Raw genomic sequence first — 20485 nt, forward strand, 5'->3', positions numbered from 1 at the left:
GATCAGTCACTTCTTGTTCGCAGAGGTTGTATTAAAACGGAACTCCACGACGTCGCCGTCCTGCATCACGTACTCCTTGCCTTCCTGGCGGACCTTGCCGTGGTTACGGGCCTCGGCGACGGAGCCGTACTCGTCCAGATCGGAGAACCCGACGATTTCGGCCTTGATGAAGCCTCGCTCGAAGTCGGTGTGGATCACTCCGGCAGCCTGAGGAGCGGTCGCACCCTGCGGGATCGTCCAGGCGCGTGCCTCCTTCGGTCCGGCCGTGAGGTAGGTCTGCAGGCCGAGCGTGGCGAATCCGGCCTTGGCCAGCGTCTGCAGCCCCGGCTCGTCCTGCCCCACCGAGGCCAGCAGCTCGGCAGCCTCCTCGTCGTCGAGCTCCAGAAGTTCCGCCTCGGTCGCGGCATCCAGGAACACACAGTCCGCCGGGGCCACGAGATCCCGCAGTTCCTTCTGTCGGGACTCGTCGGTCAACACCGCCTCATCGGAGTTGAAGACGTAGAGGAACGGCTTGGCGGTCATCAGGTGAAGCTCACGGACCGCAGCCAGATCAAACTCCCCGGAGACGGAGGCGGAGTACAGCGTCCGTCCGTCCTCCAGGATCCCCTGCGCCTGCTTGGCGGCGGTAGCCTGGTCGGCCTTCTCACGGTCCTTGCGTCCCTCCTTCTCCAGGCGGGGCACGGCCTTCTCCACGGTCTGCAGATCAGCGAGGATGAGTTCGGTCTCGATCACGGAGATGTCGGTCGCAGGATCGACGCGACCGTCGACGTGGATCACGTCGTCATTCGAGAAAGCACGCACAACCTGGCAGATGGCATCTGCTTCACGGATGTTGGCGAGGAAGGCGTTGCCCATCCCCTCACCTTCGGAAGCACCCTTGACGATGCCGGCGATGTCGACGAAGGACACGGTGGCCGGCAGGATCCGCTCGGAAGAGTAGATCTCCGACAGGCGGTCCAGACGCGGATCGGGAAGTTCGACGAGGCCGACGTTCGGCTCGATCGTGGCGAAAGGGTAGTTCGCCGCGAGGACGTCATTGCGGGTCAGGGCATTGAACAACGTGGACTTACCGACATTGGGCAGGCCGACGATTCCGAGAGTTAGGGTCACGGCGCCCATCCTAACCCGTGTCGTCCCCGCCTCGGCGCCCACCCCCGCACGTGCGGGTCCTGACGAAACCGTTCCCTAACTGTCTGTTTCCTGGAAGTCTGGTGGGAATCTAGGATAGATTCGATTTCTTCAGTTCACCTGCCACAACTAGACACCCGGAGGCCCACGCACATGTCTGCAGACTCTCCTTCCGGGCCGCAGGTCGGATCCGACGGCAAGGACGGAAAGGTCACCCGCGACACGTTCAACTCGCGGCTCCTCTTCCTCTTCGCCGCCATCGGTTCCGCCGTCGGCCTCGGCAACATCTGGCGATTCCCCTACGTCGCCTACGAATCAGGGGGCGGTGCCTTCCTCGTCCCCTACATGATCGCCCTGCTCACCGCCGGCATTCCTCTGTTGTGGATGTTCTTCGCTCTCGGCCACCGCTTCCGGGGCTCTGCACCACTGGTCTTCCGTCGCATCCACCCCCGCGCGGAGATCCTCGGGTGGTTCCAGGCCGGGATCTCCTTCTTCATCGCCGTCTACTACGCCGCGATCGTCGGCTGGGCACTGCTCTACACGATGAAGTCCTTCACCAAGGGATGGGGAGAGAATCCCGGTGACTACTTCTCCGGCGAGTTCCTCCAGGCAGACACGGAGACCGTGTTCTCCGGCAGTTTCGTCATGCCCATCCTGATCACGATGATCGTCGTCTGGGTCGTCGTTCTCGCGACTCTGGTTCTGGACGTGAGCAAGGGTATCGGGCGTCTCAACGTCATCTTCATCCCCCTGCTTCTGGTGCTGTTCATCGTCATGGTGGTCCGCGCACTGTTCCTCGACGGTGCCGGCACCGGCCTGGATGCCCTCTTCACCCCGGACTGGAGTGCCCTGACCGACGCCTCCGTCTGGATCGCCGCATACGGACAGATCTTCTTCTCCCTGTCCATCGGCTTCGGCATCATGATCACCTACTCCTCCTACCTGAAGCCCCGCTCGAACCTGACCAGCACCGGTCTGGTCACCGCTTTCGCCAATTCCTCGTTCGAGGTGCTGGCCGGCATCGGCGTGTTCGCCGCACTCGGGTTCATGTCCGCCGCGTCCGGAATCCCGGTCAGCGAAGTCGCCACATCCGGTATCGGGCTGGCGTTCGAAGCATTCCCGACGATCATCAACCAGATGCCCGCCGGGGAGATCTTCGGCATCCTGTTCTTCGCCAGCCTCGCGATCGCAGGTGTCACCTCACTGATCTCCATCGTGGAGGTCGTGGCCTCCGCCGTCCGTGACAAGTTCGACCTGCCTCGCCGCACCGCGGCACTGGCGGTCGGCATCCCGATGGCCGTCCTGTCCATCCTCGCGTTCTCCGCGACCAGTGGACTGGTGACCCTGGACGTCATGGACAAGTTCACCAACAACATCGGTATCGTCCTGGCTGCACTGGTCGCCATTATCGTGGTCGGGGTCCTGACCATGCGGATCAATGAACTGGAGCAGCATCTCAACGCTGTATCGTCCTTCAAGGTCGGCCCGACATGGCGCACATTCCTGATGTACGTGACCTCCGTGATCCTCACTTTCACGCTCCTCAGTGAAGTCTCCACACTCCTGGACGAAGGCTACGGCGGTTACCGGGACAGCCAGGTCTTCACCTGGGGTTGGCTGCTGATCATCGTCATCGCAGTGGGCGGTGTCATCATGCACGCTGTTCCCTACCGCAGGAAGTCCCTCGTCCTGGACGGAACACCGGGGTCTGACTTCGGTGTTCCCCCGGGCGGCCGTGGACGTGGAGTCCCCAACCCACTTGCCGGTGGCCCCACCGCCACCTCCGCACCCAAGGAAGAAGGAGCGACCCGATGAGCACAACAGCAATCGTCATGATGGTCCTGTTCATGGTTTTCCTCTGGGGCGGCCTCGTCCTCGCCGCTGTCAACCTCAGGAATCATTCCGATGAAGAGTCCGGGGACCTCGGCACCGCCCCCGGTACCGACGACGAGACTCTCATCCTGCACGCCACATCCCACCCCGCGGGGTGAGTACCCGGCCCGTCCCGATGACGCACACCGCGTTGTAGGGCACAATGGGTCGGGTGAGCAGTGATTCCAAGAACAACAACGGGTCCTCCGGGCGGAAGAAGTCCGGGGGACCGAACAGCCCCGACCCACGCGATGTCGTCGACGGCCGGGACTTCGCCGATATCCTCATGGGATCCGGCCGTATGGACCCCGAGTCCTCGCTGCCCATCCCCGGAGAGGATTCGACACCGGTGAAGAGTCCTGCCGAGGCGTCCCGGGACTCGATCTTCCTGGAAGACGATCCGGCCATGCAGGAACCGGACGATCAGTCCGCGGTCCTGCAGTCCGACGAGAAGGCCGGGCCGGGAGAAGAACTCCGCGACCGTGCCGAAGTCATCGGCACATCAGCCCGGTGGGCGGCAGGCTGGAGCCTGCGGTTCCTGGTGGTCGCAGCGGCGCTGTGGGTCCTCGGTTTCGCCCTGTCCGGGCTCTGGACGGGCATCCTGCCGGTCATCCTGGCGATCATCGTCTGTACCGTCCTGTGGCCGGTCGTGCGTCTGCTACGCAAGGGGCACGTGCCCAATGCGCTTGCGGTGCTGCTGACCATCATCCTGTTCTTCGCCGTGATCGGCGGCATCATCGCCGCGATCGCCCCGAGCGTGTCCAAGCAGATCCCCCAGCTGGTCGACAGCGGTGCCAGAGGTATCGAGCAGATCCAGGAATGGGTCGCCGGTCCCCCGCTGAATCTCCAGAGTGACCAGATCGACAACATGATCGACCAGGCCACCAGCTGGGTCCAGGACCAGACCGACCAGATCACCCAGACCGCCATCACGGGCGTGTCCGCGGTCACGTCCGGCGCCATCACCCTCTTCGTCATGCTGGTGCTGATCTTCTTCTTCCTGAAGGACGGCGAGAAGTTCCTGCCGATGGTTCGCCGTATCACCGGCCGTCGTGTCGGGTGGCACCTGACCGAGGTGCTGACCCGCTGCTGGAACACACTGGGTGGCTTTATCCGGACCCAGGCCATCGTCAGCTTCGTCGACGCGTTCTTCATCGGCCTCGGCCTCGTTATCATGGGTGTTCCCCTCGCCGGACCGCTGGCGATCATCACCTTCTTCGGTGGTTTCATCCCGATCGTCGGTGCTGTCACCGCCGGCGCACTCTCGGTGCTGATCGCGCTCGTGGCGAACGGGTTCACGACGGCGTTGATCATCCTGGCTGTCGTCCTGGCTGTCCAACAGCTCGAAAGCAATATCCTGCAGCCCGTCCTGCAGTCACGTGCGATGAAGATGCACGCGGTTGTCGTCCTGCTGTCCGTCACGGTCGGCGGCGGTCTCTTCGGCATCATCGGCGCATTCCTCGCCGTCCCGGTGGCCGCGTTGATCACCGAGGTCTTCCGTTACATCGGCGACCTCACAGACCTGGCGACCGGAGAGAAGCACTCCAAGGACATCACCTTCGCCACCACCGCCGGCAAACAGACCGGTGCCCAGCGTGAGCAGGCCGCCCAACGATGGCAGGACTGGAAGAAGTCCCTGACGAGTGACGAGTCCGGCGAGCCCAAGCCGTTCAGCCGGTTCCTCGCACCGCTCCTACCCGACGACAAGGATGACAAGGACGGTAGAGACGACAAGGACGACAAGCCGCGTGACGACTCTGCTTCGAAGCAGTCGTGAGGATCGGGTAACATCAGCGCCCGTGACTTCTGACACCACTGACGAGTCCGCCCCATTGAACCGCAGGGGCCTGATTCCGGTATGGGCCCCTCTCCTCGTGATGGCGGCCGTGGTCCTCACCGGGATCGTGCTCGGCGGGGTCGGAACCGCCTACATCGTGCTCTTCGCCGTCTCGGCGGTCGTATGCACTGCCCTGGTCGAACTTCGTGGACTGTTCCTCACCGTCGTCCTGTTGCCTGCGTACTGGTTCTTCGGCATCACTGGGGCGGGATTGGCCGGAGACACTCCGACGTCGGCGGGGTCCAGCCTCAGGACCACTCTGATCACCGCCGCCTACCCCGCGATCGAGAAGTTCCTCTGGCTGGCCGGCACATTCGTCATCTGCGTGATTATTGCCGTCGTGCGTCAGCGGATCGACGCCGCGGTACTGCAGAGTCAACACCGGCGCGAGCGCTCCCGCCGTCGCCAGATGAGTGATGCAGAACAGAACAACCAGCGTCTGAACGCGCGGGTGCGCGACTACGACCGCACGTCGGATCGGGCACGGAACAACCGTGCCGACCGTCCGGACCGGAACGCGCAGACGACCCGGCCATACCGGACGAGCAGCGACGCCACTGACGCTCGGGAAGAACGCCCCGCGGGCGACTATCCCCGGTATTCTGCGTCTTTCGATGAAAACCGTCCTCCCGCTACCCGGCGGGAAGAGACGGAGAAGTCCGACAGCACCGAAACCCGCACCCGTACGGCCGCAGAGCTCCGGGAAGCGAGTCGTCGCCGTCGGTCACGCAGTCAGGACCGTCCCCTCGACATGGACTAGTACCCCCGGAACCGTCTGACGCGATGATTCCGGGGGTGTAGTCAGCTGGCGTTCCGGGCGGGCCGTAGTTCACGCGGCAGCGAGAAAACCAGGTCCTCAGTGGCGGTGGTGACTTCCTCGATGCTGGAGAATCCGTGCTCTGCGAGCAGGTCCAGCACACCTCGCACGAGCAGTTCCGGGACCGAGGCGCCCGAGGTGACCCCCACCGACGTGACACCGTCGAACCATGCCGGGTCCACCTGTTCCGCGTAGTCGACCAGGTGGGACTCCTTCGTCCCGTGCTGGAGCGCCACCTCGACCAGCCGCTTCGAGTTCGACGAGTTCTGCGACCCCACCACGATCATCAACTCGACCTGCGGGGCAATGGCCTTCACCGCGACCTGCCGGTTCTGGGTCGCATAGCAGATGTCGTCGCTCGGTGGCGTCTCCAGTTGCGGGAACTTCTCATGGAGGAGTTTCACCGTGCGCATCGTCTCGTCGACGCTCAGGGTGGTCTGAGAGAGCCAGATCAACTTGGCGTCCTCGGGGAAGTCGAGCGCATCGACATCCTCCTGCCCGTCGACCAGGTGCACCACGTCCGGCGCTTCGCCGGCGGTCCCCTCGACTTCCTCGTGACCGTGGTGACCGATGAGGATGATCTGGTAGCCCTGCTTGGCGAACCGCTTGACCTCGTTGTGCACCTTCGTCACCAGCGGGCAGGTGGCGTCGAAGGTCTTCAGGTTCAGCTGTTTCGCCTCCAGGTGCACCTGCGGAGAGACCCCGTGGGCGGAGAAGACGACATTTGCACCCTCCGGCACCTCCGTCGTCTGGTCGACGAAGATGACACCGCGTTCCTCTAGTGTCTTGACGACATGCTTGTTGTGCACAATCTCCTTGCGGACGTACAGGGGTGCGCCGTGCTTCTCGAGCGCCTTCTCCACTGTCTCCACGGCTCGGTCGACGCCGGCGCAGTAGCCACGCGGCGCCGCCAGCATCACCCGCTTGCTGTCACGCCTGTCGGCGTCCGGCCTCGGGTTGTCGATGGTGGTCGTCGGGGCAGTTGTGGTGAAGTTATCCACAGGTGAAGCCTCAGTCATGTCCCCCATGCTATCGGACCTCTACAATCAGAGCCATGTCAGATGCCTCGCCACCGTCAGGTTCACCACCGTCACCGACCTCTGCGGAATCACCGTGGCCGGTCCACGTGGTCAACGACAAGGTGAAAGGGTGGATCGAACGTCTCGGCCATCTCTGGGTGGAAGGGCAGATCACCCAGGTCAACATGAAACCGTCCTGGAAGCTCTCCTACATCACCCTGCGTGACGTGGAGAAGGAGCAGTCCATCCCGCTGACCTGCTCGACATCGATGCTGCGTTCCATGCCCACACCGCTGAAGAACGGTGACCGGGTGGTGGTCTACGGCAAACCGGCCTTCTACTCGGGTCGTGGCTCATTCTCCCTGTGGGTCTCACGTGTCCAGCATGTCGGTGTCGGAGAGTTGCTGGCACGGATGGAGCAGCTCAAGCGTGCGCTGGACGCTGAGGGGCTGTTTGACCTCCGCCTCAAGCGCCCTCTTCCGTTCCTTCCCCGCCGGGTCGGTCTGATCACCGGGCGGGGTTCCGCTGCGGAACGGGATGTCCTGGCCGTCGCCCACGATCGGTGGCCCGCAGTCCAGACCGAAGTCATCAACACCGCGGTCCAGGGGCCCCAGGCAGTGCCGCAGGTCCTTGCCGCGCTCCAGCAACTGGAGTCCGATCCACGGGTCGACGTCATCATCGTGGCCCGCGGCGGTGGTTCGGTGGAGGACCTCCTCCCCTTCTCGGAAGAGGCCCTGGTCCGTCAGGTGAGTCGGATGACCACACCGGTGGTCAGCGCCATCGGTCATGAACCCGACAACCCGATTCTCGACAACGTCGCCGACCTCAGGGCAGCCACACCGACGGACGCCGCCAAACGTGTCGTCCCGGACGTCGCCGCTGAAATCGAGCTCGTCACCGAACTCAGGGACCGCGCCGCCGGGGCCCTGCGGTCCTGGGTCGCCAATGAGCAGCGGGGCCTGTCCACCGTCCGCTCCCGGCCTGTCCTGGCCGACCCCCTGCTGCCGATCCGGCGCGAACAGGACCTCGTGTCCGAAGCCCGGGAGCGCAACGACCGCGCATTGGGGATCACCATCCGGGACATGCGCTCCCAGATCACGTCGCTGAAAGCACAGGTCAACGCCCTGGGTCCGTCACAGACCCTGCGCCGCGGATACTCCGTGGTGCAGGTGCTCCCGAGAGACCACACACCACCTCAGGTTGTGACGACAGTTGACGACGTCACACCGGGTTCCCAGTTGAGGATCCGTGTCCTTGACGGATCCGTCACCGCCGCGGCCATGGCGGTACAGCGCGCCGAGGGAACCCCCGCACCAGCCCCGGACGACGCATCCACGTCCTCCAGCCCAGACCGAAACACCGACCGAAAGGACCCCACCACCGATGAGTGACAGCGACGACAAGCAGACATTCCGCCCCCTGGAGGAACTGAGCTACGAGCAGGCCCGTGATGAACTGGTGGAGGTCGTCAAGATCCTCGAGCTCGGGCAGATGAGCCTCGATGAATCACTGCGATTCTGGGAGCGGGGGGAGGAACTCGCCGCCTACTGCGAGCACTACCTCGACGGCGCCTCCGAGCGGGTGGAGGCGGCCCTGCAGAACCGCCGCGACACCGACCCGGAGAACTCCTCCGACGAGGAGAATGGGCCGGAGGAGTCAGAGTAGCCCGGACTAGGTGTGGTTCCCCGTGAGCTCGTCAACCTGATGTCCACAGAGCCCCCTGAGAGGTTTCCGCCGAAATAGTTCTAGCCCCGAGCACACTGCCGGGAAAAATACGTGCCCGAGGCTAGAACTATTTCCGGCGCCGGGTCCTCGGCGTCGTCTGGCTCCCACCTTTAGGACGCGTGCACCTAACCCGTGACGATCGGATCCGTCGACACGACCTTGTCGGCCAAGGTCTCGTAGATCTCACCGGTGGCGGTGCCCGACAACAGCACGGTGGCTTCGCCCAGGTCGGCCGCCCAGATGGTGCGCGCGTCATCGCCGGTGAAAATCCGCCAGGTCACTGTGTCCCCACTGTCCCCACTGTTCCCGGCGGCCCCGAGCGTCTCCGCAGTCTTCCCGGAGGCCGAACTACGGTGCGAGTCGGTCTCCTCACGGTAGTCGTCGTCCACGTCCGCGACAGCGTCCTCGAGTTCGGCGCCGGTCTGGGTCAGGGAGATGTAGTACTTCTCGTCGACGACCCACCCGGCGATCGAGGACGGCTCACCGTCCACGGTCGTCCGACGCCCTGAATTAGGCTCCCAGTTGTCCGGCACGTCCGGATTGCGCACCGGAATGCTCAGACTCCGCGCCTCGGTCCCCAGGATCGAGTCGATGTCCACCTCGTTGACCTGCCCCGTCGTATCGGCCGGGCCAGGGTTGTAGCTGCACAGTCCGGTGAAGCCGACAGAGAAGGCCATCACCAGCCCCAGCACGCCCAGCGAAATCAGCAGGTCGCGGGTGGAGGTGAACATGCGCGGTTTCTCGAGTTTCACGGCATTGATTATTGCAGACAACCGTGCCCAGAGCCCTAACCGTCACCATCGGGCGACCGTGTGGGGACACCTGAGAGGAGTCGTGGAACAATGGAGGGCACCCCCGATGCTCTCCCGATATCAGAAAGCTGGTCTCCCATGACTTCCGGACCCGACTCCGTCCCCACCCCTCCCGAGGCACTGCCTGCCTCCTCCCCGGACCGCAACCTCGCCATGGAGCTCGTCCGCGTCACCGAAGCGGCGGCGCTGGCCTCGGGCAAATGGGTCGGGCGCGGGAAGAAGGAGTCCGGCGACGGGGCCGCCGTCGACGCCATGCGACGGATGATCAACACGGTGCAGATGGACGGCACCGTGATCATCGGCGAAGGCGAGAAGGACGAGGCCCCGATGCTCTTCAACGGAGAACAGGTCGGCACCGGTGAGGGCCCGGCCGTCGACATCGCCGTGGACCCGGTGGACGGGACGACGCTGATGGCCGAGGGCCGCCCCAACGCCATCTCCGTTCTCGCCGCCGCCGAACGCGGGTCAATGTACGACCCTTCCGCCGTGTTCTACATGAAGAAGATCGCCGTCGGTCCGGAAGCTGCCGGCAGCATCGACATCGAGGCCCCCGCCGCGCACAACATCAACGCCGTCGCCAAGGCCAAGGGCGTCCATCCCTCCGACGTCACCGTCATCGTCCTGGACCGTCCGCGCCACACCGACCTGATCGCCGAGATCCGCGCCGCCGGTGCGAAGGTCCGGCTCATCGGGGACGGCGACGTCGCCGGAGCGGTCGCCGCCGCCGGCGAGAGCCACGCCGTCGACCTGATGATGGGTACCGGCGGCACCCCGGAGGGCATCATCACCGCCTGCGCGATGAAGTGCATGGGTGGCGAGATCCAGGGCATCCTGGCCCCCACCGACGACGCCGAACGCCAGAAGGCCCTCGACGCGGGTCTCGCCCTGGACACCGTCCTCGGGACGAATGACCTGGTGTCCTCGGACAACTGCTACTTCGTCGCCACCGGTGTCACCAACGGTGACATGCTCCGCGGCGTGAGCTACCGGGCCGGCGGAGCGACCACCCGGTCACTGGTCATGCGCTCCCGGTCCGGCACGATCCGGAACATCGAGGCCACCCACCAGCTGCAGAAGCTCAAGGACTACTCGGTCCAGGACTACATCTGACGTCCGGCCCCACCCCCGCAGCATCCCGTCACCACTGCGGTGCGGGTACCCTTATATGTCAGTCGACACAATAATCAGGAAGGACACGACAGTTCATTATGAGTGAGCAGGAATTCCGCATCGAGCATGACACCATGGGCGAGGTCAAGGTCCCGGTCAACGCCCTGTGGCGTGCCCAGACCCAGCGTGCCGTGGAGAACTTCCCGATCTCCGACCGTCCGCTGGAGGCCGCACAGATCCGCGCGATGGGCCTGCTGAAGGCAGCCTGTGCCCAGGTCAACAAGGACTCCGGCGCGCTGGACGCCGAGAAGGCCGACGCCATCATCGCCGCCGGTAAGGCCATCGCCGAGGGCACCTACAACGACGAATTCCCGATCGACGTCTTCCAGACCGGCTCAGGCACCTCGTCGAACATGAACACCAACGAGGTCATCGCCTCACTGGCGAAGCAGGACGGGGTGGAGATCCACCCGAATGACGACGTGAACATGGGCCAGTCGTCCAACGATACCTTCCCCACCGCAACACACGTCGCGGCCACCGAGGCCGCCGTCACCGACCTGATCCCCGCACTGAAGGTTCTGCACAACTCCCTGGCCGCCAAGGCCAAGGAGTGGAAGAACGAGGTGAAGTCGGGTCGTACCCACCTCATGGACGCCGTCCCGGTCACCCTGGGCCAGGAGTTCGGCGGCTACGCCCGCCAGATCGAGCTCGGTATCGAGCGTGTCGAAGCCACTCTCCCCCGCCTGGGCGAGCTGGCCATCGGCGGCACCGCCACCGGAACCGGCCTGAACACCTCGGCCGACTTCGGCGCGAAGGTCACCGAGGAGCTCAAGAAGCTCACCGGTGTCGAACAGCTCACCGAGGCCGAGAACCACTTCGAGGCACAGGCCGCGCGTGACGCGCTCGTCGAGTTCTCCGGCGCGATGCGTACCATCGCGGTGTCCCTGAACAAGATCGCCAACGACATCCGCATGATGGGCTCCGGCCCGCTCACCGGATTCGGCGAGATCCACCTGCCGGACCTGCAGCCGGGCTCCTCCATCATGCCGGGCAAGGTCAACCCCGTCCTGTGCGAGACCGCCACCCAGGTCGCCGCCCAGGTCATCGGCAACGACGCCGCCATCGCCTTCGGTGGTGCCCAGGGCCACTTCGAGCTCAACGTGTTCATCCCGATGATGGCCCGTAACGTGCTGGAGTCCACCAAGCTGCTCGCGAACACCTCCCGCGTCTTCGCCGAGCGCCTCGTCGACGGCATCGAGCCGAACAACGAGCGCATGCGTACCCTGGCCGAGTCCTCACCGTCCATCGTGACTCCGCTGAACTCGGCGATCGGCTACGAGGCAGCCGCCAAGGTCGCCAAGACCGCGCTCGCCGAGGGCAAGACCATCCGGCAGACGGTCATCGACCTCGGTTACGTCCCGGACACCCTGTCCGAGGAAGAGCTGGACAAGCGTCTCGACGTGCTGGCAATGGCCAACACCGACCGCGACTGACCCAGGTCGGCCCACCCGCCGGTCCCCGCACGCGCCGTAGGGCGCCGTGGCTCCACTGCCACGGCGCCCTACGGCGTTCTAGGCTGGGGACATGTCGGTCGATTCTCCTGCCACCCCCAGTCACATCACCGTACGTGGAGCGCGCGTCAACAACCTGAAGAACGTCGACGTCGACATCCCCCTCAACAGGCTCGTGGGTATCGCCGGGGTGTCCGGTTCCGGGAAGTCCTCACTGGCGCTGGGGGTTCTCTACGCAGAAGGCTCACGGCGCTACATCGAAGCCCTGTCCACCTACACCCGGCGGCGTATGGCCCAGAGCACCCGGGCCGAGGTCGACTCGGTGGAGCACGTGCCGGCCGCCCTGGCACTGAGGCAGCGTCCCGGTGTGCCCGGGGTCCGCTCGACGTTCGGCACCCTCACCGAACTCCTCAACGTCCTTCGTCTGATGTTCTCCCGGCTGTCGTCCCATGTCTGCCCGAACGGCCACCGGGTCGACCCCACGATCGCAGTCGCCGCCGAACGACCGTTCTCCTGCGCTGTCTGCGGCGAGACGGTCTCGCCGCCGGGGGCGGAGGACCTGGCGTTCAATTCCGGTGGGGCGTGTCCCCGGTGCGAAGGAACCGGCGCGATCCGCACCGTCGACGACTCGACCCTGGTATCGGATCCCACGAAGACGCTGGACGGTGGTGCGATTGTCCCGTGGTCGATGTTCGGCTTCAACGTGCAGCCCGACATCGCCCGGGAGTTCGGCGTGCGCACCGACGTCCCGTGGAACACGCTCTCCGACGCCGAGAAAGAGATCGTGCTGGACGGTCCGGAGGAGAAGAAGCATATCTCCGTCACCTCGGTGAAAGGTGTCCATGAGCTTGACTTCACGTTCCGCAATGCGCGGTTGACGGTGATCCGCGAGCTGGAACGCGCGGACACCGAGAAGAGGTTGGACCGGGTGAGCAGGTTCCTTTCGACCGGGACGTGCCCGGACTGCCGGGGAACACGGCTGAGTGACGCCGCGCGCATGCCTCGGATCATGGTCAGCAGGAACGGTGAGGACGGAGGAATGAACCTGGCGGAGGTCACCGCGCTTCCCCTCGACGACGTGCTCGCCTGGGCGGCACTGGTGCCGGACTCTCTCCCGGAGGAGATGCATGCTCTCGCCGGAGGGCTCGTCGACACACTGCAGCAGATGGCGCAACGGCTCACCGAACTCGGCCTCGGGTATCTGTCACTGGACCGTGCCGGTTCCACCTTGTCGACCGGCGAGCGCCAACGGATCCAGTTGTCACGTGCGGTCCGGAACCGTACGACCGGGGTCCTGTACGTCCTCGATGAACCGTCGATCGGTCTCCACCCGGCGAATGTCGACGGACTACTGGGCGTCATGTCAGACCTGGTGGCGGACGGGAACTCGGTGGTCTTCGTCGACCATGACGTCCAGGTGCTCCGTCGTGCCGACCACCTTGTCGAGATCGGCCCCGGCTCCGGTGGTCAGGGTGGTTCGGTGATGGCGACCGGCGACGCCGCCGACCTCACGGCCTCGGGCGTCTCGCGGTTGGCCGGGTTTCTCGACGGTGACGAGCCGGTGGTGGTCCGTGACCGAACCGGAGCCGACTCACTTTTCGCCGACGGGTCAGTCCACCTGGAAACGGACCGGATCCACACCGTCCACCCTCTCACTGTCGATATCCCGGTCGGACGTGTGACGGCGGTGACGGGCATGTCGGGCTCCGGCAAGACGACGCTGATTCTCGAGTCCCTGGTGCCCGCGCTCCGAGGTGATCGTCCCGGCCATGTGACCGCATGTGACGCTCCGTCCGGTACCACTGTCCACGTCGTGGACGCGACGCCGATCGGCATCAATGTCCGTTCGACGGTGGCGACGTATTCCGGTGTGATGGACGATCTCCGCGCGGCATACGCCGCAACCGGGGAGGCGGTGGCGGACGGGCTGACCGCCTCCGACTTCTCCTACAACACCCGGTCCCGGAAGACATCCGGGAAGACATCGCGTAAACATCCGTTGGCGTGCCCGCGCTGCGAGGGCACCGGCGAGGTGTCGCTGGACGTCCAGTTCCTCCCCGACATCGACATCCCCTGCCCGGAGTGCGGTGGACGCCGGTACTCCCCCGACGCCGACCGCTACCGTCGTGACGGTGTGAGTCTGCCGGAGCTGCTCGGGATGACCGTCGCAGAGGCGCGCACGGTGGTCAGCGGGCTTCCGAAAGTCCACCGGCGGCTCACGGCACTGACGGACCTGGGACTGGGCTACCTCGTCCTCGGTGAGGGCACTCCCGCCCTGTCCGGCGGAGAGGCGCAACGGCTGAAGCTTGTCAATGAGGTGCACCGGACCCAACGGGACGCGGTGTTCGTCCTCGATGAGCCGAGCGTCGGTCTGCATCCCAGCGACGTCCGTACGCTCCTCGAGGTTCTGCAACGGCTGACCGGGCAGGGGGCGACGGTGATCGTCATCGAGCATGATCTCGACATGGTGGCCAATGCCGACTACGTCATCGACATGGGGCCGGGCGGAGGTGCGGACGGTGGCCGGGTCGTCAGCACCGGGACACCGGACGAGGTGGCGGCTGACTCAGCGTCGGTGACGGGGCGGTACCTCGCACAGCACTGCGCACGTCCCGTGTGCGACGATACATCCCATGACGATCACCGCAGCCGCTGACGGCTCTGCCCTCGGAAATCCCGGCCCGGCGGGGTGGGCCTGGTACATCGACGACCACACCTGGCGCGCCGGAGGCTGGCCCCACGGAACCAACAACATGGGTGAGCTGAAGGCCGTGCTGGACCTGCTAGAGGCTACGGCTGCCGAACCCTCCACCGCCGGCGAGCACCTGCTGATCCTGTGCGATTCCCAGTACGTGATCAACTCCGTCACGAAATGGATGCCGGGATGGAAGCGTAAGGGATGGAAGAAGAGGGACGGCAAGCCGGTCCAGAACGTCGAACTGATGCAGGCGATCGACGCAGCCATGCAGGGGCGCGCCGTCGACTTCGAGTGGGTGAAAGGACATGCGGGACATCCGCTGAATGAGGCGGCGGACAAGCGGGCCAACGCCGCAGCCACCGCATACTCGGCGGGCCGGAGCCCGGAGACCGGGCCGGGCCTCGACGCGTACGGCAGCACCCAGGAGCAGGTCCCGGCCGGGACGCAGGACGCCGGGACTGCCGGTGCGGCAGATACCGCTGACGCCGCAGAACGCGAGCTCGCACTCTACACCGATGACGTCCGGGGGAACCCTGAATTCGCCGAGGCGCTCCTGCACCCCGACCTCTGTGTCATCGACAGTGCGGGCAGGGTCCTGGACCGCCGGGAGTACCTGGCGTCCCTGGCGCCCCTCCGTGGCTTCGACCGACTTGAGATCTCCGACGTCATCACCGAGACCCTCTCCGACAATGCGGTACTGGTGCGTTCCACGGCCTCCGGCGCCTACGGCACGACGGTGCGGACGTCGCTCTGGGTCCGGGTCGATTCGGGTGATCCTCATCTCGTTCTGCGGCATCACCAGCAGACAGTCAGGAACTGACCACCCCCATAAGGGGGTTAACGATATTTTTGCATTGCGTGCAACTTTTCACTCCGTGTAGACCTGTCTCGTGACTGAAGCAAGGAACGAATCCACACAGAGCGCCGTCGACTGCGGTCTTCGTGAGCGCAAACGCCGGGAGACCCGGCTGCGCATCGAGGACTGCGCCACTGCGCTCATCCTGGAACACGGATTCCACCAGGTCACCATCGACGAGATCTGTGAGAAGGCCGAGGTGAGTCGTCGGACGTTCTTCAACTACTTCGACTCCAAGGACCAGGTCGCCGCGGGTCGGGGCGTCCCCCCGATCCCCGCGGACGACCTGGAGGCCTTCGCCACCACCGACTCCTCCAACATCATCCGTGATGTCCTCGACTACATCGGGAAAGCCGTCGACAACGACCCGGACTCCTCACTGCGTCTGTCCCCTGACCGGGCCACCAGCCTGATGGTCCGGGAGCGTCGGCGTCAGATCGTCGTGGAGACACCGGAACTCAGCGCCGCCGGAATGCGGCGATTCGATGCGCTGGCCGGCGACATCCTCGCCGCCATCACCGCATTCCTCACCCGTTTCCCGGAGCACCGGCATCTGCCGGACGTCACGGTGCAGCAGGAGTCACTGCAGTTGACCGGACTGATCCGCACGGCACTGGCCACAGGAGGGCTTCTCCACCGCGAGCAGCCGGAGTTGACCAAGTGGGAGGTCCTCACCCACGCAGGCCGGCACATGACCGCACTCGCGGCCAATTACTCCCATGGCTGGGACTAGCCCCCGACTAGCCCCTGACTAACCCCTGACCGTTCGATCCACACGTAAGAAAGCACGAGAAGAGATCCTTCATGAGCACAGTTGAGAAACTCGAGTCGTCACCGACGACTCATGAGGACACACACGCCTCAAAGAACAATATCCCCCTGGTCTTCGCCAGCCTCATGCTCGGCATGCTGCTGGTGTCACTGGGCCAGACGATCTTCGCCACCGCCCTGCCGACCGTCGTCGGCGAGCTGGGCGGCGTCAACCAGATGAGCTGGGTGATCACGGCATTCCTGCTCGCCCAGACGATCGGCCTCCCGATCTACGGCAAGCTCGGCGACCAGATCGGCCGTAAACCCCTGTTCATCTTCGCCCTGAGCATGTACCTCATCGGGTCCGTGGTCGGCGCCCTGGGACAGAGCATCTGGATCATCATCATCGCCCGCGCCATCCAGGGTCTCGGTGGCGGCGGCATGATGGTGCTCTCACAGGCCATCATCGCCGACATCATCCCCGCCCGTCAGCGCGGCAAGTACATGGGCCTGATGGGATCCGTGTTCGGCCTCTCCTCCGTCCTCGGCCCCCTGCTCGGCGGCTTCTTCACCGACGGCCCGGGCTGGCGCTGGGCACTCTGGTTCAACGTGCCGCTGGCACTCGTCGCCATCGTCATCGCCGTCTTCGCCATGCACCTGCCCGCCCGTGGCGGCGGACATGCGAAGCTGGACATCTGGGGCACCGTCTTCATGGCCGGCTTCGCCACGTGCCTGATCCTCTTCCTCAGCTGGGGCGGCAAGGACTACGAGTGGGGTTCGGCCACGATCATCGGTCTGATCATCGCCTCCGTCGTGTGCGCGGTCCTGTTCGTCGTCGCCGAGCTGCGTGCCAAGGCACCGCTCATCCCGATGACCCTGTTCACCAACCGCAACTTCGTGCTGTGCACCCTCGCGGGCCTGGTCATCGGTGTCGTCATGCTCGGTACGCTGTCCTACATGCCGACCTACATCCAGATGGTCCACGGCATGTCGCCGACGAAGGCCGGCCTGATGATGATCCCGATGATCCTCGGCATGATGCCGACCTCCATCGTCGTCGGCATCATCGTCAGCCGGACCGGCAACTACAAGTGGTACCCGGTCGTGGGCATGTTCATCACCGCCGTCGGCCTGTTCCTCCTGGGCGGACTAGAGACCCACGACGGTCTCGTGCACCTGGGTCTGGTTCTCTTCGTCTTCGGCTTCGGCCTGGGCTGCGCGATGCAGATCCTGGTGTTGATCGTGCAGAACGCCTTCCCGGTCAGCATGGTTGGCACCGCGACCGCCTCGAACAACTTCTTCCGGCAGATCGGTATGTCCGTGGGCTCGGCAGTCGTGGGCTCGGTGTTCACCTCCCGTCTGCAGTCGCTGATGGGCGAGCGGGTCCCCGGCGCCATGCAGGAGATGGGACCCGACGCGGCACAGTACACCGACGCATTCTCCGGTGCCGGTTCAGAGAGCATCACCCCCGACCTGGTCGGACAGCTGCCGGGGGCGCTGCATGAAGCAGTGATCACCAGTTACAACGATGCCCTCGTGCCGATCTTCACCGTGCTGATCCCCCTGGCCGTCGTCGCCGGTATCGTCCTGATCTTCACCCGGCAGGACAAGCTCAAGGACACCGTCGAATAGGAGAGGCTACTCCCCGACCCGCGCCCGGTACTCCGGGTAGGCGGGTCCTCCCTCGAGGATCTTCTCCAGGAGGAGGATGTCGCGCCAGCGGCCTTCCATCGGACCGTAGTTCATCCGCGCCATCGTGTGCGCGACACCGATCTCCGTGAACCCCCGCGACAGGTGTAGCTTCAGGGAGCCCTGGTTCTCCGGGAACACGGTGGAGTGCATCGCCCAGTACCCCGCCTCGGTCGCCGCCGCGATCATGTGGTCCAGGAGCGCACCGGCGACTCCCCTCCCCGCAGCGTCCGGCGCGATGTAGACCGAATCCTCCAGTACCCCGTCGAACACCGACCGTCGGGACGCCCTGGACGCCGACACCCACCCGAGCACGTCACCGTCCTCGTCGGCGACGAACATCAGGTCGGCGATCTTGTGCTCCATGAAGGCATCCCAGGAGAGGGTCTCCCCCTCATAGGTGGCGTGGCCGGTGTCCATGCCGGACTGCTGGATGCGCGCCACCTGAGCGTAGTCGTCCTCCCGCATAGGACGAATCGTGAATGTCATGGAAGGCATTGTAAACGTGCCGCGGTCGCCTGCGCAGCACAGCAGCACATCACCCTTTTTCCAGGAGGCTGGTCACGAGTTCCGCGACCGCTGAACGCTCGGACCTCGTGAGGGTGACGTGCGCGAACAGGGGGTTGCCCTTCAGCTTCTCCACCACGGCCTGGATGCCGTCATGTCTCCCGACGCGCAGGTTGTCCCGTTGCGCGACATCATGGGTGAGCACCACGCGGGAATTGCGCCCCAACCGCGACAGCACGGTCAGCAGGACGTTCCGTTCCAACGACTGCGCCTCATCGACGATGACGAAGCTGTCGTGGATGCTGCGTCCCCGGATATGGGTCAACGGGAGCACCTCGAGAAGCCCGCGGTCGTCGATCTCATCGAGCACATTCCCGCTGACCAGACCGTCGAGCGTGTCGTAGACCGCCTGCGCCCACGGGTTCATCTTCTCGATGCCGTCTCCCGGCAGGTAGCCCAGGTCCTGGCCCCCGACGGCGTGCAGCGGACGGAACACCACGATCCGGCGGTGGCTCTGCCGTTCCAGCACCGCCTCCAGACCGGCGCACAGGGCCAGGGCCGATTTTCCGGTACCGGCCGATCCTCCGAGGGAGACGATTCCGACCTCCTCGTCGAGCAGGATGTCGAGCGCCACCCGTTGGCGCGCACTGCGGCCGCGCAGTCCGAAAGCCTCACGGTCCTGCGGCACCTGCCGGAGGACCCCGTGGGTGGTGACTCGCGCCAACGCCGACTGGCTCCCGGAGGTCAGTTGTACGCCGCAGTGCGCCGGGAGATCCACCACGTCATCGACGTCCCCGGTGGCGTCGACCACGCCCTCCGCGAAGATCCGGTCGATGAGGTCCGGGGCGACCTCGGCCGTCACCATGCCCTCGTACCCGGTCAGGACGACGTCCTGCGCGCGGTACTCGTCGGCGTCCAGGCCGACGGCGCCGGCCTTGACCCGCAGGGGGACATCCTTGGTGACCAGGGTGACGTGCTCGCCTTCTGCGCGAAGATTGAGGGCGGACGCGAGGATCCTCCGGTCATTGTCCGCACCGTCGTCGGGCCGTGCCCGCAGACCGGCGGGCAACACCGACTGGTCGACGTGATTGAGTTCGACACGCAGTGTGCCACCGTCCGGGGTGACCTCGATTTCCCGGTCGAGTCGTCCACTGGTGCGACGCAGGTCCTCGAGGAGACCCAGTGCCTGGCGGGCGAACCAGCCGAGTTCGGGGTGCTGGCGTTTCGCCTCCAGCTCGCCGACGACGACGATGGGCAGGACGACATGGTGCTCGGCGAACTTCAACGGCGCCCAGGGGTCGGAGAGCAGGACAGACGTGTCGATGACGTAGGTCCGGACAGTGCCGGGGACGGCACCGGGTGCGTCGTCCGATGTCAGGGTGGACGGGGTGGCGGTGGTGGCTCTGGTCATGTCCCCGAGGCTAGGAACCACACGTGTAGATCACATGGTTGTGAGATGAAGACTGGGTGAACTCAGCGGGAACTGGAGGCACGTCTGCCCCTGCAGATTCCGACGAACTGCTGGATGACCTCGTCGTCTCGGTCGCGTCGCCAGACCAGCGCGATCGACGTTCCCTCCACCCCCGCCAGGGACCGGTGGACGACCCCGCGCCGGTTCACCGCTCGGAGCAACGGACGTGGGGCGACGACGACACCGACATTGGCGGCGACGACCTCAAGGTTCTCGCGCACCTGCCCCGGATCGACACCACGGTAGAGCACGGTCTCCCCCTCGATGTCCTCCGGGGTCACAGCCTCGTTCTCGCCCACCGCCTCCAGGGCATGCTCCTTGGGTGCTGCGATTCCCGGTGTCTCCTCGTACAGGACAACCCGGTGGACATCGAGCGACTCCATTGCAGCGGCGTCCACATTGCTCTCCGGCATCCCTTCCCACTCCCCCGGCAGACGGACGATCCCGATGTCCGCCGTCCCGTTGAGCACGTGGGTCAGCGGGTCGTCCGACGCTGCCGAGGCTGCTTTCCACCCGTCCATGCGCTCATCGAACCTGCCGACCCACTTTCCGGGGACGACACCGGTGGCGAAGACGACCTTGAGGTAATGGAGGTGATGCATGACGGCCATCCTAGCTGTACTTCCCGGGGAGGTTGTGAACACTCCGTCGGGGGATGACGCATAAGGAAGACCTCCGGT

18 protein-coding genes are annotated in these 20485 nt (G+C 65.2%); 12 read left to right on the forward strand and 6 right to left on the reverse strand.

Annotated elements, in window-relative coordinates; genetic code table 11:
• Nucleotides 1-6 precede the first annotated feature (6 nt).
• Complete coding sequence (ychF, locus tag FS507_RS04595) at nucleotides 7-1110, reverse strand: redox-regulated ATPase YchF (RefSeq protein ID WP_145941615.1); 1104 nt, start codon at nucleotides 1108-1110, stop codon at nucleotides 7-9.
• A 171-nt stretch (nucleotides 1111-1281) separates the two neighbouring features.
• Here ychF and FS507_RS04600 point away from each other — a divergent pair, with 171 nt between their 5' ends.
• The 4 genes from FS507_RS04600 to FS507_RS04615 are packed head-to-tail and all read left to right on the forward strand — an operon-like array spanning nucleotide 1282 to nucleotide 5597.
• On the forward strand, nucleotides 1282-2943 hold the full coding sequence (locus tag FS507_RS04600) for a sodium-dependent transporter (protein ID WP_145941616.1): 1662 nt from the start codon (nucleotides 1282-1284) through the stop codon (nucleotides 2941-2943).
• Nucleotides 2940-3119, forward strand: a complete 180-nt coding sequence (gene metS / locus FS507_RS04605) for a methionine/alanine import NSS transporter subunit MetS (RefSeq protein ID WP_145941617.1) — start codon at nucleotides 2940-2942, stop codon at nucleotides 3117-3119. The genes FS507_RS04600 and metS overlap by 4 nt, the downstream gene beginning before the upstream one ends.
• Before the next feature lie 44 nt (nucleotides 3120-3163).
• Nucleotides 3164-4777, forward strand: a complete 1614-nt coding sequence (locus FS507_RS04610; RefSeq protein WP_145941618.1) for an AI-2E family transporter — start codon at nucleotides 3164-3166, stop codon at nucleotides 4775-4777.
• A gap of 22 nt (nucleotides 4778-4799) precedes the next feature.
• The gene (locus tag FS507_RS04615; RefSeq protein ID WP_145941619.1) at nucleotides 4800-5597 is read left to right on the forward strand and encodes a DUF6542 domain-containing protein; all 798 of its coding nucleotides are present in this window, start codon (nucleotides 4800-4802) and stop codon (nucleotides 5595-5597) included.
• Between the two features lie 41 nt (nucleotides 5598-5638).
• Here the strand turns inward: FS507_RS04615 and FS507_RS04620 are convergent, their stop codons facing one another.
• Nucleotides 5639-6673, reverse strand: a complete 1035-nt coding sequence (locus tag FS507_RS04620; protein ID WP_145941620.1) for a 4-hydroxy-3-methylbut-2-enyl diphosphate reductase — start codon at nucleotides 6671-6673, stop codon at nucleotides 5639-5641.
• A 35-nt stretch (nucleotides 6674-6708) separates the two neighbouring features.
• On the opposite strand from FS507_RS04620, the gene xseA reads away from it, so the two are divergent.
• Both xseA and FS507_RS04630 read left to right on the forward strand, forming a co-directional pair.
• On the forward strand, nucleotides 6709-8064 hold the full coding sequence (gene xseA / locus FS507_RS04625; protein ID WP_145941621.1) for an exodeoxyribonuclease VII large subunit: 1356 nt from the start codon (nucleotides 6709-6711) through the stop codon (nucleotides 8062-8064).
• The gene (locus FS507_RS04630; protein ID WP_145941622.1) at nucleotides 8057-8338 is read left to right on the forward strand and encodes an exodeoxyribonuclease VII small subunit; all 282 of its coding nucleotides are present in this window, start codon (nucleotides 8057-8059) and stop codon (nucleotides 8336-8338) included. Before xseA ends, FS507_RS04630 begins: the two co-directional genes overlap by 8 nt.
• Before the next feature lie 185 nt (nucleotides 8339-8523).
• Here FS507_RS04630 and FS507_RS04635 read toward each other — a convergent pair whose 3' ends face one another.
• Entirely contained in the window at nucleotides 8524-9150 is a 627-nt protein-coding gene (locus FS507_RS04635; RefSeq protein WP_260853161.1) for a DUF4245 domain-containing protein, read from the reverse strand.
• A 138-nt stretch (nucleotides 9151-9288) separates the two neighbouring features.
• Between FS507_RS04635 and glpX the strand changes: the two genes are divergently transcribed.
• The 6 genes from glpX (at nucleotide 9289) to FS507_RS04665 (ending at nucleotide 17770) form a co-directional block, all read left to right on the forward strand.
• Nucleotides 9289-10320: a class II fructose-bisphosphatase gene (gene glpX / locus FS507_RS04640; protein WP_145941623.1), complete on the forward strand. Its 1032-nt coding sequence runs from the start codon at nucleotides 9289-9291 to the stop codon at nucleotides 10318-10320.
• Nucleotides 10321-10418: 98 nt separating this feature from the next.
• Complete coding sequence (locus FS507_RS04645) at nucleotides 10419-11816, forward strand: class II fumarate hydratase (protein ID WP_145941624.1); 1398 nt, start codon at nucleotides 10419-10421, stop codon at nucleotides 11814-11816.
• A 91-nt stretch (nucleotides 11817-11907) separates the two neighbouring features.
• Nucleotides 11908-14490: an excinuclease ABC subunit UvrA gene (locus tag FS507_RS04650; RefSeq protein WP_145941625.1), complete on the forward strand. Its 2583-nt coding sequence runs from the start codon at nucleotides 11908-11910 to the stop codon at nucleotides 14488-14490.
• Nucleotides 14468-15352 carry a ribonuclease HI family protein gene (locus FS507_RS04655; RefSeq protein ID WP_145941626.1) on the forward strand — a complete coding sequence of 295 codons (885 nt, stop codon included), beginning with the start codon at nucleotides 14468-14470 and terminating at the stop codon, nucleotides 15350-15352. Before FS507_RS04650 ends, FS507_RS04655 begins: the two co-directional genes overlap by 23 nt.
• A gap of 70 nt (nucleotides 15353-15422) precedes the next feature.
• Nucleotides 15423-16121: a TetR/AcrR family transcriptional regulator gene (locus FS507_RS04660; protein WP_145941627.1), complete on the forward strand. Its 699-nt coding sequence runs from the start codon at nucleotides 15423-15425 to the stop codon at nucleotides 16119-16121.
• A gap of 71 nt (nucleotides 16122-16192) precedes the next feature.
• Nucleotides 16193-17770 carry an MDR family MFS transporter gene (locus FS507_RS04665; RefSeq protein WP_145941628.1) on the forward strand — a complete coding sequence of 526 codons (1578 nt, stop codon included), beginning with the start codon at nucleotides 16193-16195 and terminating at the stop codon, nucleotides 17768-17770.
• A 6-nt stretch (nucleotides 17771-17776) separates the two neighbouring features.
• Here the strand turns inward: FS507_RS04665 and FS507_RS04670 are convergent, their stop codons facing one another.
• From FS507_RS04670 to FS507_RS04680, 3 genes are all read right to left on the reverse strand, one after another.
• Complete coding sequence (locus FS507_RS04670) at nucleotides 17777-18316, reverse strand: GNAT family N-acetyltransferase (RefSeq protein WP_145941629.1); 540 nt, start codon at nucleotides 18314-18316, stop codon at nucleotides 17777-17779.
• Between the two features lie 49 nt (nucleotides 18317-18365).
• Nucleotides 18366-19745 (reverse strand): PhoH family protein, encoded by a 1380-nt coding sequence (locus FS507_RS04675; RefSeq protein WP_145941630.1) that lies wholly within the window; start codon nucleotides 19743-19745, stop codon nucleotides 18366-18368.
• A 62-nt stretch (nucleotides 19746-19807) separates the two neighbouring features.
• A complete protein-coding gene (locus FS507_RS04680; RefSeq protein ID WP_145941631.1) occupies nucleotides 19808-20407 on the reverse strand; it encodes a hypothetical protein in 600 nt (199 codons plus the stop codon).
• Nucleotides 20408-20485: the final 78 nt, after the last annotated feature.

It is taken from the genome of Corynebacterium glyciniphilum AJ 3170 (assembly GCF_007673095.1).
In the GTDB taxonomy this organism is placed as follows: domain Bacteria; phylum Actinomycetota; class Actinomycetes; order Mycobacteriales; family Mycobacteriaceae; genus Corynebacterium.

Coding starts and splice junctions, on each gene's coding strand:
- FS507_RS04600 (WP_145941616.1), top strand. CDS start 1,282: ATGTCTGCAGACTCTCCTTCCGGGCCGCAGGTCGGATCCGACGGCAAG.
- metS (WP_145941617.1), top strand. CDS start 2,940: ATGAGCACAACAGCAATCGTCATGATGGTCCTGTTCATGGTTTTCCTC.
- FS507_RS04610 (WP_145941618.1), top strand. CDS start 3,164: ATGGGTCGGGTGAGCAGTGATTCCAAGAACAACAACGGGTCCTCCGGG.
- FS507_RS04620 (WP_145941620.1), bottom strand. CDS start 6,673: ATGACTGAGGCTTCACCTGTGGATAACTTCACCACAACTGCCCCGACG.
- xseA (WP_145941621.1), top strand. CDS start 6,709: ATGTCAGATGCCTCGCCACCGTCAGGTTCACCACCGTCACCGACCTCT.
- FS507_RS04630 (WP_145941622.1), top strand. CDS start 8,057: ATGAGTGACAGCGACGACAAGCAGACATTCCGCCCCCTGGAGGAACTG.
- glpX (WP_145941623.1), top strand. CDS start 9,289: ATGACTTCCGGACCCGACTCCGTCCCCACCCCTCCCGAGGCACTGCCT.
- FS507_RS04645 (WP_145941624.1), top strand. CDS start 10,419: ATGAGTGAGCAGGAATTCCGCATCGAGCATGACACCATGGGCGAGGTC.
- FS507_RS04650 (WP_145941625.1), top strand. CDS start 11,908: ATGTCGGTCGATTCTCCTGCCACCCCCAGTCACATCACCGTACGTGGA.
- FS507_RS04655 (WP_145941626.1), top strand. CDS start 14,468: ATGACGATCACCGCAGCCGCTGACGGCTCTGCCCTCGGAAATCCCGGC.
- FS507_RS04665 (WP_145941628.1), top strand. CDS start 16,193: ATGAGCACAGTTGAGAAACTCGAGTCGTCACCGACGACTCATGAGGAC.
- FS507_RS04670 (WP_145941629.1), bottom strand. CDS start 18,316: ATGACATTCACGATTCGTCCTATGCGGGAGGACGACTACGCTCAGGTG.
- FS507_RS04675 (WP_145941630.1), bottom strand. CDS start 19,745: ATGACCAGAGCCACCACCGCCACCCCGTCCACCCTGACATCGGACGAC.
- FS507_RS04680 (WP_145941631.1), bottom strand. CDS start 20,407: ATGCATCACCTCCATTACCTCAAGGTCGTCTTCGCCACCGGTGTCGTC.